Here is a 16288-nt window from a genome sequence, read left to right as displayed (position 1 = left end):
TAACCGGACCGCGGTCCGATTAATTCCGGAGGGCAGTGAGTTAGTGTTGGCTCACTGCGGAGAACGCACCCAACTGAGGAGAGTCGCATGAAGATCCGGAAGTCCGTCGCTGCCGTCACCCTCGCCGCGGCCGCGCTGTTCGTCGCCACCGGTTGCTCGGAGTCCACCGACACCGTCGACGAGGCCACGAGCGCGGTGTCGACCGCCGTCGAGTCCGCCGCGAGCCAGGTCGAGACCGCCGCCAGTGACGCGGTCGACGAGGTCACCGGGCTCAGCAACGGCGACGCGCAGGAAACCCTTCGCCAGGCCATCGACCCGGCCACCTCGTCCGAGGAGCTCGACGACGTCATCGACGTCACCAACCCCGCGACCAAGCCGGCCGCCATGGCGTTCGCGAAGGGTGCATCCGCTGCGGGATACACCCCGGACGCGTTCTCGGTCAAAGAGGTCACCGAGAACGGAGACAAGGCCACCGCGACCGTCGCCGTGAAGAGCCCGCACTCGCCGACCCCGGTCGACATCCAGCTCGGCTTCGTGAAGGTCGACGGCGACTGGAAGCTCAGCGGTGACGCCATTCAGCAGTTGATCAGCATGGGCAGCGGCCAGCAAGAGGGCAACTAGACCCCCGACTCACGTCGCCTCCTCGCCTACACTCGGACGGGTGCGGCTCCGCCCCGGAGCCGGGCGGCGAGGAGGTGTACGTGCGTACCGACCATCCCACCCATCCGTTCGCTCCGCCGGTGACTCGGCGTCACGCGCGGTGGCCGCTCGTCAATGATCTCGACGACACGCAGCTACCCGCCACGCTCGAGCCGACCGAGGCACCCGCCGCCGTCGCGAAGACTCCCGCGCCCGTCTCCCCTGCGCCGACCAGGGTCGACACTTCGGCGGGACCGACGCCGCGGTCGGCAACTCGTGCGGCGACAAGACTGCCCGCGCGCGAGCACGCCGCGCTTCCTCCGGTGGGTGACTTCTGGGACCTGGCGCACGCGGACCGGACACCCCTGGTCGCGACACCCGCGCCGGTTCGCGTGATTCCGTCGTCCCCGGCGCCCTATCTCACCCGGCCCGTCGGCGGCCGACCCGTTGCTCCGGCCGCATCGTTGGCGTTGACCACCGGGCTGATCTCGATTCCGCTGACCCTCGTACTCGGCCTGGGCGCGATTCTCGGCCTGGTCGCGGTGGTGTCCGGCGCCGTCGCCGTCAAGCAGGTCCGCCGCACCCCTGCCGACCGCAAGGGCACCGGTCGCGCGATCACCGGCATCGTGACCGGCGCCGGCAGCATGGTCGTCGGCGGCCCGATCCTGTTCCTCGTCCTTCTCCTCGCCGGGCTGTAGCCGCCAGGCTCACCCGTCGAGGTCCGTCGCCACGCGATGGCACCACCGCAGAAACAACGAGACCCGCCGTTCGGCGGGTCTCGTCGTGTATGTCCGTGTGTCGGGAACTAGCTGACTGCGCGAAGCCGTGGCCGGGCCGAGGCCACCTCGCCGCGCTCGCGCCCGAGCCAGGCCTGGATCTCGCCGATGACCTGCAGCCGAGCATCCACCGGGTCGATGTCGACCAGCGACGGCATGCAGTGCATCAGTGCGGCGTAGAACGCGGAGGTCGGTGACATACCGTATTCGGCGAGCACGCTTCCGTAGTCGTCGACGCGATCGGCGAGTTCACCGTAGGTGAGAGCGTCATCGCCCAGCCGAACTGCTGTCAGGTGGGGCGTGATCGCCCCTCGGGTCTGGATGTCATCCAGAAGTAGCTGGTCCATGATTACTGCCTTCCCGCCCGTGGAGCGTCGATCGCCGTGTCCCCGCCTCCCCTGACGTTGGTACTCAGCGATCCTTCAACCCAGTGTGCCCTACCTCATTCAAGTAGTAGAACACTGGCTCAACATGTGTGGGATATTCCACAACATTTTCCGTAACTATGCTGCACTTCGATGTTACGGCTGAGACAGCAGTTGCAACAGGACACCAGTGGGTCGATTCTTTACCTGTTATCCACATGCAACAGTCCCGACATTCGAGCAGGTCCGACTTCGGGGATCGCGCGTGTCGACCTCCGGGCCGAGGTCAGACCTCGCTGCTCTTGTCCGCTTCCATGGCCTCGATGAGGCTCTTGGGCCGGAGATCGGTCCAGTTCTGCTCCACATACTCCAGGCACGCCGCACGGCTGTCCTCACCGAAGACCTTGGTCCATCCGGCGGGGATATCCGCGAAGGTCGGCCACAGCGAGTGCTGGTTCTCGTCGTTGACGAGCACGTAGAAACGGCCGTCCTCGTCATCGAATGGGTTCGTCATGGGTGTCCTTTCTCCGGTGGCGCGGCGTCTGTCGGCGCCCGCCTGCTTTGTTGTTGTCGAACGTAGTGGCTCTCGGCCGGGACGTCGGCGAGGTCAGGTCGATGATGTCACGCAAATCCCCTCATTCCGCCTCCCGTTCGTCTGTGCCGTCGACCCGCGACAGCTGGGCGTCCAGCGTCGGCCCGATCACCGCCAGCGCGTCGGCGTTCGCCATCCCGAGATGGTGGGTGGCGACGTCCACGTTGTCGATCGCGCCGGTCACGAACGGACGCCAGGCACCGGACAGCTGCGATGGGTCGTCCTTGTCCTCCGTCGCGGTGAACACGTGGATGTCGCCGGCGAAGACGTCCGGGCGGTAGTCGAGGACCACCTGGGTCGAGGAATCGAAGCTGTCCATGATCCGTTCGACCTGGTCCTCCGCCAGCAGACCCATGCCGGATATCTGCTGCCGGATGATGGCGGTGACCTCCTCGGAGGTGGACGCCTGCACGTCGTCGCCGAGATCGAAGAGATCGCGCCAGCCCCCGAGGACGTCGACCACCGCCGACGCATCGGGTTCGATGGTCTCGGCGACGGTCGGTCCCGGCGCGGCGGCCTCGGCCACGTCCACGGACGTGTCGTCGCCGCTCGCCGGCCGGTTGTGCCCGGTGATCACGGGTTCGTCCTCGGGACGCGAGTCCATGATCCCCAGGTAGGCGACGCCCTCACCGAGTTCGACGAGATGGGTGGCCATGGCGTGTGCGATGACACCGCCGACGGACCAGCCGAGCAGGTGGTACGGGCCGTGCGGCTGGACCCGGCGGATCTCCTCCACATAGCGCCGGGCAAGCGCCCCGGCATCGGTGACGCTCGGCTCTCCGGTCACCACGTGCGGATCCTGCAGCCCGTAGATGGGCCGGTCCCGCAGGTGCGGGGCCAGTCCGCCGTAGAACCAGGCCAGGCCACCGGCCGGGTGCACGCAGAACAGCGGGGCCCGCGATCCCTCACCGCGAAGAGTGATCACGACGTCGCTGCTCACCGCATTGCCGTCGGCCAGGCGACGGGCCAGACCACGCACGGTCGGATCGTTGAACAGCCAGGCGAGCTCGATGTCGACACCGTTGTGGTCGCGCAGTGCGGCCTTCACGCGAGTGGCCGACAGCGAGTTGCCGCCGAGGTCGAAGAAGCTGTCGGTGGCGCCGACCCGCTCGACGCCGAGGACGTCGGCGTAGGCATCGGCGATCGCCTGCTCGACCGGGGTGCCCGGGGTGACGAACTCGGTGGGCGCCACCTCGGGTGCGGGCAGCGCCGCGCGGTCCAGCTTGCCGACCGGGGTCAGCGGGAACTCGTCGAGCACCGTGATCGACGCGGGCACCATGTGCGCGGGGAGCTGCGCGGCCAGCAGGCCACGCAGCGTGTCCACCTGCACGCCGTCGCCCACGACATACGCGGCGAGGCTGGAGGCCACCGAGCCCGGTGTCCCCGACGAACCGACACCGACGACGACCGCGGAGCGGACCTCGGGCGCCGAGCGCAGCGCCGCTTCGATCTCACCCAGCTCGATGCGGAGGCCGCGGAGCTTGACCTGGTCGTCGCTGCGACCGGAGTACTCGAGCGTGAGTGCGCCCGAATGCGTCTCTCGCCACCGCACGACGTCACCGGTCCGGTACATCCGGCGTTCGGCCCCCGCGTACGGGCTGGCGACGAACCGTGCGGCGGTCAGGTCCGGCTTGTCGAGGTAGCCGCGCGAGAGGGCCGGTCCGAGGACGTAGAGCTCCCCGGCCACGCCGACCGGAACGGGCCGCAGGTGGGCGTCGAGCACGAGGAACTCGACGCCGGGCAGCGGACCGCCGAGGCGGACCGGATCGCCGGGGGTCGCGGCGTCGCCGACCGCGATCATGATCGTCGTCTCGGTCGGGCCGTAACCGTTGTGGATGCGGGTGTGCGGTGCCCAGGCATCCATCACCGACTGCGGCACCGCCTCCCCGCCCACGGACACGGCCTGCAGGCTGGGCAGCCCGGCGGGGTCGAGCGTCGACAGCACGGAGGGCGTGAGGAAGGTCGTGGCGACCTCGTGTCGCTGCATGAACTCCTGCAGCTCCCCACCGCCGACCGCCGTCGACGGCCGGTAGACGAGCGTCCCGCCGTTGATCGTCGCGAGGAGGTATTCGAGCACGGAGGCGTCGAAGCTCGGGGACGCGAATCCCAGGACCACCGCCCCGTCCTCGATCGCCAGCGCCCGCGACTTCGCGACGGCGAAGTTGCGTAGTCCCGAATGCGACACCGCGACGCCCTTGGGACGACCGGTCGAGCCCGAGGTGTAGATGACGTAGGCGACGTTGTCCGTGCGAACCGGGCCGGCCTGCTCACCCGGCTCCACGGTGGCATCGGAGGTGGCGTCGAGTTCGGCGACCACCGAGGTGTCGTCGAGCCGGAGCCACTCGAAACCCTCATCCGGCAACGTCCCGACGGCGGTGACCGACAGACCCAGCCGGGCGCCGGAATCCGCCACCATCGTCGCCACGCGTTCGGCGGGATAGTCCGGGTCGATCGGGACGTACCCGCCGCCGGTCTTCGCGACCGCCCAGATCGCGACAAGAAGGTCGACGGATCGGGGAATCGCCAGTGCCACGAGCGTCTCCGGCCCGACGCCGCGGCCGATCAGCCAGCGGGCCAGGCGGTTGGACCGGGCATGCAGCGCGGAGTACGACAAGGTCGCGCCGGAGGCGTCGACCACCGCGGTCCGACGCCGATATCGCGTGCCGGCCTCGGTGAACAACTCGCCGAGCAACACGGGCTCGGCGGCCTCGCCACCGTGCACCGGCACCAGGGACTCGGCCTCCCCCGCCAGCAGGACGGGCGCGGCGGCGACCGGAGCGCCCGGGGTCGCGGTGAGCGCGTCCAGCAGGTTGACGAACCGGGCCGTGAAACCGGCGGCGGTGGACTCCGCGAACAGGTCGGTGGCGTATTGCAGTGCAGCCGTCCAGGTCTCGCCAGCACCGGCCTTGGCGACCGAGAACAGCAGGTCGACCTTGGCCGGCACCTCCCCCGCGTCGAGCGGGGTGACCGCAATGTTGCCGAGATCGGCCGACAGCGACTGTCCGGCGAGCTCGGGCACCACACTCCGGTCGAGGGTCAGCCACACCTGGGTGAGCGGTGCGAACGACTCGGAACGAACCGGGTTGAGCCAGTCGACGAGGGTCTCGAACGGCAGGTCGGCATGCGCGAAGGCGTCGAGGTCGACGCGTCGGACGCGATCGAGCACGTCGGCGAACGTGTCTGCCCCCGCATGCGCGGTCCGCAGGACGAGGGTGTTCACGAACATCCCGACGAGCGGATCGAGCACAGCGGCGCCCCGACCGGCGATCGGCGTGCCGATGGCCACGTCGTCGGTACCCGACAGATCGGCGAGCAGGACCGCCAGCGCCGCGTGCAGCACCATGAACGGCGTGACCCCGAACTCGTCGGCGACGGTGTCGATCCGGGCGGTGACGTCCGCCGGGATCGTGAAGGACACCCGCGCGCCACGCTGCGACGCGACCGCCGGGCGCGGTCGGTCGGTCGGCAGTTCGAGCAGATCCGGCATGCCGGCCAGGTGGGCGGCCCAGTAATCCAGCTGGGCCCCCATCACCGATGTCGCGTCGTCGACATCGCCGAGGGCTCGGCGCTGCCAGATGGCGTAGTCGGCGTACTGGACGGGCAGCGGCGCGAATCGCGGCTGCTCCCCGGCCGTCCGCGCGACGTAGGCGGTGGTGAGGTCGGTGACGAGCGGGCCGAGGGATTCACCGTCGGAGGCCACATGGTGCAGCACCACAGCCAGGATGTATTCCGTTGCACCGGAGCCGGTCTCGATCTCGAGCAGCCTGGTCCGCACCGGCCAGTCGACGGTGAGATCGAAGCCTGCGGTGACCGCGGACCCGACGACCGCCCCCGGATCACGACCCTCGGCCGCCGGCACGAACTCGTGGTCGAGCCGGGACGCGATGTCGGACACCGGGGCGATCACCTGCACCGGCTGACCATCGGCCTCGGGATAGGTGGTGCGGAGGATCTCGTGCCGGGCGACGACGTCGGCGATCGCGGCACCGAGCGCCGCGGCGTCGAGGTCGCCGGTCAGGCGCATCACGGCCGGGATGTTGTAGGCCGCCAACGTCGGATCGAACCGGTTGATGAACCACATCCGCTGCTGGGCGTACGACAACGGAATCCGGTCGGGCCTCGGCGTCACCGCGACGATCGGCGGGAGTCCGCCGGTCCGGTCGCCGAGGCGTTCGGCCAGCAGGCGCGGCGTCGGAGCCTCGAAGACGTCACGCACCGTCACGTCGGTACCGAGGGCGTCACCGAGACGGGCGGCCGCCCGCATCGCCGACAGCGAGTTACCGCCGATGTCGAAGAAGTTGGTGGTGGCGCCGACGTTCTCCGCCGACATCGACAACAAGTCGGCGAAGACCGCCGCCGCGGCCGTCTCCCGTGCGCCGGCGACCGGCACGATCGCGGCGGTGTCGACGGTCGGTGCGGGCAACTGCTGCCGCACGATCTTGCCGGCGCTGCTGAGCGGCATCTCCGCCAGCAGCATCCACATGCCGGGGCGCATGAACTCCGGAAGCGCCTGCGCCACCGAGTGTTTGACCGCGTCGAGGTCTACCGACGCCGGGGTCAGATAGGCAACGAGTTGCTGACCGGCCGGGGTCTCGACGACCGCTGCCGCGGCGTACACGACACCCGGCGCCGACGTGAGGGCCGACTCGATCTCGCCGAGCTCTATCCGCTGACCACGCAGCTTCACCTGGAAGTCCGTGCGCCCCTGGTATTCCAACTCACCGTCGGCTCGCCAGCGGACCAGGTCACCGGTCCGGTACAGGCGAGAACCCGGCGCGCCGTAGGGGTTCGGCACGAAGCGCTCGGCGGTGAGGGCGGGCCGTGAGGTGTATCCGCGTGCCAGCTGGATGCCGCCGAGGTACAGCTCGCCCGTGAATCCCGGCGCCACCGGACGCAACCGATGGTCGAGCACCAGCGCGGTGGTGTTCGCGACGGGCCGTCCGATGGAGACCGAGTCGCCCGCGACCCGGGCGACGGTCGCGTAGATGGTCGCCTCGGTCGGTCCGTACTGGTTGCTGACGGGGACATGCGGGATGAGCTCGCGCACGGTCTCGGCAACGCTCTGTGGGAGGGCTTCGCCACCGGTGTGCAGATGACGCAATCGTGTGAGCCCCCGCAGCTGCTCGGGATCGGCGACCTCGGTGAGCACGGCGAGCATCGAGGGCACCAGCGTCGCCGAGGTGACGCCGAAGTCGGCGAGGTAGCGCAGCACGGCGACCGGGTCCCGGTGCGCGCCCGGCTCCATGACCACGAGGCGACCACCCGACAGCGGCGGACGCAGGATCTCACCGACAGACGGATCGAAGGTCAGTTCCAGCACCTGCAGGAAGACGTCGTCGGGCCCGAAATCGTAGGCGCCGCGGTCGTGCTCGAGATGCGCGCGCAGTGTGTGGTGACTGACCGTGACGCCCTTCGGGCGGCCGGTCGAGCCCGACGTGAAGATGGTGTAGGCCGGATTCGCGCCGTCGACTGCCGACACACGTTCGGCCGGTCCGAAGAGCGGTGCCCTCGCGTCCGCGGCGTCGTCGACGGTCACGACGGGGACGGCGGGATCGAGCGCCTCGATGCCCGCCGGGGTCGGTCCCGGACCGACCAGCACCGCCGCGACCCCGGCGGTGCGCGCCAGGTAGTCGATGCGGTCGGCCGGGGCGGCCGGGTCCATCGGCACGAACTGCCCGCCGGCGGCGAGGATCGCGTGGACGGCGACGATCATCTCCGTCGACCGCGGGATGCACACGCCGACCGCGACTTCCGGCCCGACACCCAGACCGACCAGCCGCCGGGCCAGAACGCTCACCCGGCTGCCCAGTTCGGCGTAGGTCGACTGCCCGGCCGGACCCTGCACGGCGATCGCGTCGGGAGACGCGGCCACGCGTTCGAGGAGGAGGTCGGCGACATGGGTGCCGGTGGGAGTGAGGTCCGGGCCGGCCGACCACGCGTCGAGGCGGGCCTCGTCGTCGGGCGACATCTGCGGGATGTCGGCGATGGGAGTCTGCGCGTCGTCGGCGATCGTCTGCAGGATCCGCACGAGCGACCGCGCGAAGACGGCGACCTGGTCGTCGGCGAAGGCGTCGGGGAGATAGGTCAACCGGACCGCGATACCCGACGCGGTCGGCGAGGTCGCCAGGTTGAGGGGATAGTGCGTGGCGTCGGACACCTCGACGTCCCGGATCGCCAGTCCCACCGCGGCACTGGCGGCACCGCCGGCCAGCGAATCGTTGTCCACGGGATAGGACTCGTGCACGGTCAGGGTGTCGAACAACTGCGGATGACCGACGGCGGTGAGGATCTCGGGCAGGCCGATGTGCTGGTGATCGAGGACGGCGGTCTTGTCCGACTGCAACCGGCCGAGGACCTCGGCGATCGTGGCGTCCGGACCGACGTCGACGACGGCGGGCAGGGTGTTGATGAACAGGCCGACCATCGACTCGACCCCGTCGAGGCCGGCGGGCCGCCCGGACACGGTCTCACCGAAGGTGACCACCCGGTTGTCGGTGAGGCGGGACAGCAAGACCGCCCACGCGAGCTGAAGCGTCGTGGCCATGGTCGAGCCCGACTGCCGTGCCGTGCGCTCGAGCGCCGCGACGAGCTCGGGTTCGAGGACCCAGCGGTGTTCGCGCGGCAGATGCGCCGCCGCGGTGTCGTTCTCGCCGTCCTCGACGGAGGTGCCGGTGAGGCCGGGGGCGACCAGGGTGGGCTCGGTGACCGGTTCGAGGACCCGTGCCCACGCGGCGAGTCCGGCGTCGAGGTCGGTGTCGGCGATGCGGGCGAGGTAGTCGGCGAAGTCGGTGCGCTCGCCCGTCCCCTGACCGGTGAACGGGGACCCGGTCGCGTACAGCGCGAGCAGGTCGGCCAGCACGAGCGGCCCCGACCAACCGTCGAAGAGGATGTGGTGGTTGGTGATGACCACGCTCGTCCCCTGCGCGTGCCGCACCACCACCGCACGCAGCAGCGGCGGGTCGGCGAGGTCGAACGGTTCGGTGCGCTCGGCCGCCGACACCTCGTCGACGGCTGCCCGGAGATCCTCGTCACCGGCTGCCGGCACGTCGATCACGCGCCAGCGCAGGGGCACCGTCTCGGGCACGACGGTGACCACGTGTCCGCTGGGCACCCGTACGAAGCCGGACTTCAGCGTGCGGTGGTGATCGAGCAGTGCGACCACAGCGGTCCGCAGTCGCTCCAGGTCGACATCACCGTCGAGGTGTAGGACCGCTTGTGTCACATACACGTCGAGCTGGTCGGTACCGGCGAGCTGCGACTGGAAGTACAGTCCGCGCTGCAACGGCGAGAGTGCCCAGACCTGGGCGCCGGGGAACCGCTCCGCCACCGTGTCGAGGTCGAGCTGGGTCACCTCGGCACCCGGGACGTCCGCGGGCGACCGGCCGACGTCGACGCCCTCGGCGACGAGGCGGACCACGTCGGCGAGTTCGGCTGTCCAGCGTCCCGCGATGTCGCGGACGTCCTCCGGCGACAGGATCGCCTCGGGGAACTGCAGGTCGGCCGAGAGCACGCGGCCCTCGGGCGAGGCGCCGGTGCTCGCGTTGACCGTCAGCACACTCATCGCGGCCACCCCGTCGGACACGGTCGCGGGCAGGAACGGCGCCCCGGGTGCCGGCAGGAACGCCGCTTCAGCGGGTGCGGCGGTGTCGTCCCGGCCGGACACCGACGGCTCGGCGTCGGTGCGCCCGGTCGCGCCGCGGGTACCGAGGTAGTTGAACGCGATCGTGGGCAGCGGACGCGAACGCAGTTGTGCCGCAGCGTCACCCGCGGTGTCACCGGAGTGTCCGGCGTAACGCAGCAGACCGAAACCGATCCCGGAGTCGGGCATGCCGAGGCGTTCTTCCTTGGCCGCCTTGACCGCGTGGACGACGTCGTCGGCCGGGTCGACGGCGAGCGGGGCGACCGAGGTGAACCAGCCGACCGTGCGCGACAGGTCCGCGCGACGCGGCTCCGGGCCGGCGAGCAGCACGTCCTCGTATCGACCGTGCCCCTCGGTGAGCACGGTGACCGGTGCCGCGTCGGTGATGTCGCGATCGCGCTGCCAGGATCGCACCGCCCGCGCGAGGGTACCGAGCAGGACGTCGACGACGGACGCCGAGAACGCCTCGGGCACAGTCGTCGTCAGCGGATCGACGATGGCCGGCTCGACGCGGTGGACAATCGAGGTCAGCGTGCCGTACCGGTCGCGGTCGGGGTCGAGCGGCGCACCGAAGTCGGTCGGGTGGGCCGGCGAGCGGTCGAGCCAGTACCCGGCCTCGGCCCGGCGGGCGTCGAGCTGCGCGCGGAGTGCGCCCTGCCACGCCCGTTGCGAGGTCTCCTCGGCCCGCACCGCCACGGGCTGTACGGCGGTCAGCTGGGCGTGGACGGTGAGGAGATCCTCGATCAGAATCGGCCACGACACCGCGTCGACGCCGAGGTGGTGGATCACCAGAACAATTCGGCCCGAATCCGCCCGGGACGGCTCTTCCGCGGCGCCGGTGACGATCGTCGCGGCGACCAGCCGCCCGGCGGCCGGATCGAGGCGGCGCGCGGCGTGGGCGTGCGCCTCGACCAGCGCGTCGGCGAACCCGGGCTCGCCGGCCGCCGTGTCGGTCGAGAGTGCGACGATCGAGGCGTCGGCGTCGAACGGCGTTCCGGCAGTGAGGGTCCAGGTGTACCCGGTCTGGGGGTCACCGGCGGACTCCAGGCGTGCGCCGAGCATCGGATGAGCGTCGACGACCGCCCCGAGCACGTCGCCGAGGTGGGCGACGGTGAGCCCGGCCGGCGCGGTCAGCACCATCGACTGGTTGAAGTCGGCGAGGTCGGCCGGTGTCGGCGCGGCGTCGACGAGCCAGGACACGATCGGCGGGAGGTCGACCCGTCCGGCGGGGTCGCCGGTGGGTTCGGCGAGCATCGGGGCATGATCCCCGCCCGCCGACGCGACGCGCGCCATCGCGCGGATGGTCTTCTGTTCGAAGATCTCTCGGGGCGACAGGGGCAACCCGGCCGCCTTAGCGGCGGAGGCGAGCTGGATCGACATGATCGAGTCGCCGCCGAGTGCGAAGAAGGACTCGGTCACCGAGACGGTGTCGAGGCCCAGCAGCCCCGCGACGATCGCGACGAGGGTCTCCTCGGCGGTCGTCGCCGGCGCGACGTATCCGTCGGCGGGGGTGGTGAACTCGGGCGCGGGCAGCGCACGCCGGTCCAGTTTGCCGCCCGGTGTCACGGGCAGTTCGTCGAGCACCATCGCCGAGTGCGGGATCATGTGTCCGGCAAGGCGGTCGGCCGCCCCGGCGAGAACCGCGTCGGCATCGAGGCGCCGGTCGCCGGTGGTGTCGTCGGGCACGAGGTAGGCGACCAGCCGGGTACGCCCGTGGTCGTCGTCGACGCCGGTCACGACGACCGAGCCGACGCCCGGCTGATCACCGAGCACGGACTCGATCTCGCCGAGTTCGACTCGCTGGCCGTTGATCTTCACCTGGTGATCCGCGCGCCCGGCGAACTCGATCTCACCGGTCGCGGTGATCCGCACGAGATCACCGGTGGCGTACATGCGCCGGCCCGGTTCACGGGCGAACGGATCGGCCACGAAGGACGCCGCGGTGAGGCCGGGGCGGCCGAGGTAACCGCGGGCCAGCGAGTCGCCGGTCGACAGGTAGAGCTCGCCGACCACGCCCTGCGGGACCGGGTGCAGACGGCCGTCGAGCACGTAGGCGGCGAAGCCGCGGACCGGTCGCCCGATCGTCACCGGCGCTCCGGGCTCGGATCGTCCGGTGGTCGCCCAGACGGTGGCCTCCGACGGGCCGTAGAAGTTGAACATGCGGCGCCCGGAGCCCGGTGTGGTCCAACGCGCGATCAGCTCGGGCGGGCACGTCTCGCCGCCGGTGACGAGGTTCCGGACGGTGCGGCCCCGCCGCGGGTCCACGGTCGCCAGCACCGTGGGGGTGATGAGGGTGTCGGTGACCCGGTCACGTTCGAGGATGCGCCCGAGTGCGTCGCCGGCGTATTCGGCGGCAGGCGCGACGACGAGGGTGTGCCCGACCGCTATCGACCACATCATCTCCAGCACCGAGGCGTCGAAGCTCGGTGAGGCGACATGTAGGACACGGGTGTCGGGGGCCTCGGCCGGTGTGCCGGTGACCTCGGTCAGTGCGGCGACGAAGTTCGCGATGCCGCGATGCGGGACCCCGACGGCCTTCGGCCGTCCGGTGGAACCGGAGGTGTAGACGAGGTAGGCGAGGTCGTCGAGCCGGACGGGCCGGCGACGGTCGGCGTCGGTGACCGGTCCGCCGGCGTCGGCCGGATCGTCGAGCGAACCGAGTTCGAGCCACTCGCAGGATGATTCGCCGAGCCGGGCCCGCGTCGCGCCGTCGGTGACACCGAGCCGGACACCGGAATCGGCCACCATGAAGTCGATGCGATCAGTCGGATAGGCCGGGTCGATCGGCACGTACGCGGCACCCGCCTTGATGACACCGAACACCGCGACCACCGATCCGATGGACCGCTCGAGGCCGACGGCCACCACGTCGCCGGGCCCGACCCCACGCGAGATCAATTGGCGCGCAACACGGTTGGTTCGCTCCTCGAACTCCGCGTAGGAGATCTCGACCCCGTCGTGGATCAGAGCCGGACGGTGAGGATCGAGTTCGCGTCGCGTGAGGAGTTCGGTGAGGGTCACCGGTTCGGTCACCCCGCCGTCGGGAGCGGGCACGACCTCGCCGACGGAGTTGCGGCTCGGTGCACTGAGGGCCGCGGCGTCGATGCCGACGATGTCGATGTCGCCGACCGGCAGCGCGGGATCGGTGGCCATCGCGGCGATCACCTGGAGCCAGACCTCGGCGACGCGGCGGATGGTTGCGGCGTCGAACAACGAGGTGGCGTAGAGGAAGTCGGCCCGCATCGGCGACGTCCCGGTGCGTTCGGTCACCGAGACCGTGAGGTCGAACTTGGCGATCGGGGCGGCGACCCCCAGCGGCTCTGCGCTCAGGCCCGAGAACTCCGCCCGGTCGATCTCCTCCGGCCGGCCGCCGGCGGCGGCCAGGGTGTAGGCGATCTGCACCAGCGGCGGGTACGCCGTCGACCGCTCCGGCGCGAGTTCTTCGATCAGGTCGTCGAATTGCACGTCGGCGTGGGCGAAGGCGTCCAGGTCGGTCGCGCGGATCGTGGCGATGAGGTCGTCCATCGTCGATGCCGGGTCGACGGCGGTGCGCAGCACCAGTGTGTTGACGAACATGCCGACGAGGTCGTGGAGCGCGGCGTCGGGACGGCCCGCGATCGGTGTGCCGATCACGACGTCACGGGTGGAGGCGAGCCGGGCGACGGTGACGGCGAGCGCGGCGTGCAGAACCATGAACAGCGTGACGTCACGGCGTCGCGCCAGGTCGTCCAGGGCGGTGACGAGCGCGTCGTCCACGGTCACCGACTCGACCGCCGCCGCGGTGTCGAGGACGGCCGGTCGCGGCCGGTCCATCGGCAGGTCGGTCACCGCGGGAAGATCCGCGAGGACTGTGCGCCAGTGATCGAGCTGGCGGCCCATCGGCGTGCCCGGATCGTCGGCGGCGCCGAGGTATTCGCGCTGCCAGAGGGCGAAGTCCGCATACTGGACTGCAGGCGCGGCGACCGGGGGCGCGGCGTTCGTCCGACTCAGGTAGGAGCCGAGCAGGTCGCGCACGAACACCGGGGTCGACTCACCGTCGAAGGCGATGTGATGCACGGTGACGACCACGTCCACCACGGTCTCGTCCCTCCGCAGGTACCGGACCCGCAGGGGGAAGTCGGCGGCGACGTCGAAACCGGTTGTCGCCGAGACGAACAGCTCTTCATCGGTCTCCGCCGCCCGCCAGTCGAGGCGGGCGCGGGCCGTGTCGGGATCGGTGACGAGCTGAAGCGGCCCCTGCTCGTCGCTGGGATAGGTGGTCCGCAGGATCTCGTGGTTGGCGACCACGTCACCGACCGCGGCCTCGAGCGCGTCGAGGTCGAGAGTGCCGGTGAGACGCAGCGCCATCGGGATGTTGTAGGCCGCCGAGGCGGTGTCGAACTGGTTGATGAACCACATGCGACTCTGCGCCGTCGACAACGGCAACCGCTCGGGTCGCGGCATGGCGGTGACGCGCGGGACGCTCCGGCCGCGTCCGGACACCAGGCCGGCCAAGTCCCGCACCGACGGCGCGTCGAACAGGTCGCCCACCGACACGTCGACGTCGAGCAGGTCGGCCACACGCGCGGCAACCCGAGCCGCGGACAGCGAGTTGCCGCCGAGGTCGAAGAACGACTGCGTCACGCTGACGCGATCGGTGCCCAGCACATCGGCGACGATGGCCGCGATCGAGGTCTCGGCGTCGGACTCGGGTGCTGCGAACTCCTCGACGGTGAGTTCGGGAACGGGCAGCTTACGCCGGGCGACCTTGCCCGCGCTGTTCAACGGCAGCTGCTCGAGCGCCATCCACACCGTGGGCCGCATGTAGGCCGGCAGCGTCTGCGCGACAACCGATTTCACCACGTCGATGTCGACCGACGCCGGCGCTACATAGGCGACGAGGTGGGCTTGCCCGGACACCTTCGCCACGGTGGCAGCCGCATGCAGCACACCCGGCGCCGACATCAGCACGGACTCGACCTCACCCAGCTCGAGTCGCTGGCCGCGGAGCTTCACCTGGAAGTCCGTGCGGCCCAAGTACTCCAGTTGGCCGCGCGCATTCCACCGCACGAGGTCGCCGGTCCGGTACAGGCGCTCGCCGGGATCGCCGAAGCCCTCGGTGCCGCCGGCCGACCCGTCGTCCGGTGCATCGCCGCGTGCGGGAGCTGCGAACGGGCTGGCGACGAAGCGTTCCGCGGTCAGAGCGGGCTGCGAGGCGTAACCGCGGGCGAGTTGCACGCCCCCGAGGTACAGCTCACCGGGCACGCCGGAGGGCACGAGCTGCAGTCGGGAGTCGAGGACGAAGGTGGTGGTGCTCGGGACCGGCACGCCGATCGGCACCGACGTCTCCCCCGCCCGCACCTGATGGGCGGTCACGTCCACCGCCGCCTCGGTCGGGCCGTACAGGTTGTGGACCTCGTTGTGCGGCAGCGCCGTCACCAGCGCCTGTGCCACCGGTGCGGTCAGTGCCTCGCCGGAGGTGAAGGTCAGTCGCAGCGACGACAGGTCACCCACCCGATCGCCGAGGACATCCAGGAACACCGACAGCATCGACGGCACGAAGTGGATGACCGATACCTTCTCGGCCGTGATCAGCTCCGCCAGATACCGCGGATCACCGTGTCGATCGGGTTCGGCCACCACCAGCGTCGCCCCCACCGCGAACGGCAGGAACAACTCCCACACGGAGACGTCGAAGGTCACCGGGGTCTTCTGGACGAAGACATCCGAGTCCTTGATCGAATACCAGTCCCGCATCCACTCCAGGCGGTTCACGATCGCCGCGTGCGACACCGTCACGCCCTTCGGCCGGCCCGTCGACCCCGAGGTGAACAGGGTGTAGGCCGCGTCCGCGGGCGCCAGCGGCGCCCGGCGTTCGTCATCGGTGACCGGCGCGGTGGCGAGGTCGATCTCGGTGGTCGTGTCGACCACGACCGCGGTCACGTCCGCCGGCAGCTCGACGGCCGAGCCGGCGGCGACGAGGGCCAGCCGGGCGTCCGCGGTGTCGAGCATGTACCGGGTGCGGTCAGACGGCGCGTCGATGTCGAGCGGGACGTAGTGACCGCCCGCGGCGACGATGCCGTGGATGGCGACGAGGAGCTCGACCGAGCGGGGAATGGCGACCGCCACGGCGACGTCGGGTCCGACTCCGACGGAGATCAGATGACGAGCCAGTGCGTCGACCCGTGCCCCGAACTCGGCGTAGCTGACGCGACGCGGACCGAACACGATGGCCGGTACGTCGGACCTCGTCGCCACATGCACCACATCGGTCACCGTTGGGCCTCCATCTCGCCTC

5 protein-coding genes are annotated in these 16288 nt (G+C 70.6%); 2 read left to right on the top strand and 3 right to left on the bottom strand.

Annotation, left to right across the window (positions count from 1 at the left end):
• Nucleotides 1-87 precede the first annotated feature (87 nt).
• Complete coding sequence (locus CA982_RS05755) at nucleotides 88-621, top strand: MTB12 C-terminal domain-containing protein (protein WP_086534396.1); 534 nt, start codon at nucleotides 88-90, stop codon at nucleotides 619-621.
• Between the two features lie 80 nt (nucleotides 622-701).
• Entirely contained in the window at nucleotides 702-1337 is a 636-nt protein-coding gene (locus tag CA982_RS05750; protein ID WP_086534497.1) for a hypothetical protein, read from the top strand.
• 107 nt (nucleotides 1338-1444) lie between these two features.
• Here CA982_RS05750 and CA982_RS05745 read toward each other — a convergent pair whose 3' ends face one another.
• The 3 genes from CA982_RS05745 to CA982_RS05735 all read right to left on the bottom strand — a co-directional run bounded on the left by CA982_RS05745 (nucleotide 1445) and on the right by CA982_RS05735 (nucleotide 16266).
• On the bottom strand, nucleotides 1445-1762 hold the full coding sequence (locus tag CA982_RS05745) for a hypothetical protein (RefSeq protein WP_086534395.1): 318 nt from the start codon (nucleotides 1760-1762) through the stop codon (nucleotides 1445-1447).
• Nucleotides 1763-2066: 304 nt separating this feature from the next.
• Nucleotides 2067-2294 carry an MbtH family protein gene (locus tag CA982_RS05740; protein WP_086534394.1) on the bottom strand — a complete coding sequence of 76 codons (228 nt, stop codon included), beginning with the start codon at nucleotides 2292-2294 and terminating at the stop codon, nucleotides 2067-2069.
• Between the two features lie 121 nt (nucleotides 2295-2415).
• The gene (locus CA982_RS05735; RefSeq protein WP_086534393.1) at nucleotides 2416-16266 is read right to left on the bottom strand and encodes a non-ribosomal peptide synthetase; all 13851 of its coding nucleotides are present in this window, start codon (nucleotides 16264-16266) and stop codon (nucleotides 2416-2418) included.
• Nucleotides 16267-16288: the final 22 nt, after the last annotated feature.

Source organism: Gordonia lacunae (assembly GCF_002149015.1).
GTDB classification, from domain to species: Bacteria; Actinomycetota; Actinomycetes; order Mycobacteriales; family Mycobacteriaceae; genus Gordonia; species Gordonia lacunae.
Note: the sequence above shows the minus strand (reverse complement) of the source record. Positions and strands in the feature narration are given on the sequence as shown.

Excerpts from the sequence above, each read along its gene's own strand:
- CA982_RS05755 (WP_086534396.1), top strand. The coding sequence starts at position 88 with ATGAAGATCCGGAAGTCCGTCGCTGCCGTCACCCTCGCCGCGGCCGCG.
- CA982_RS05745 (WP_086534395.1), bottom strand. The coding sequence starts at position 1,762 with ATGGACCAGCTACTTCTGGATGACATCCAGACCCGAGGGGCGATCACG.
- CA982_RS05740 (WP_086534394.1), bottom strand. The coding sequence starts at position 2,294 with ATGACGAACCCATTCGATGACGAGGACGGCCGTTTCTACGTGCTCGTC.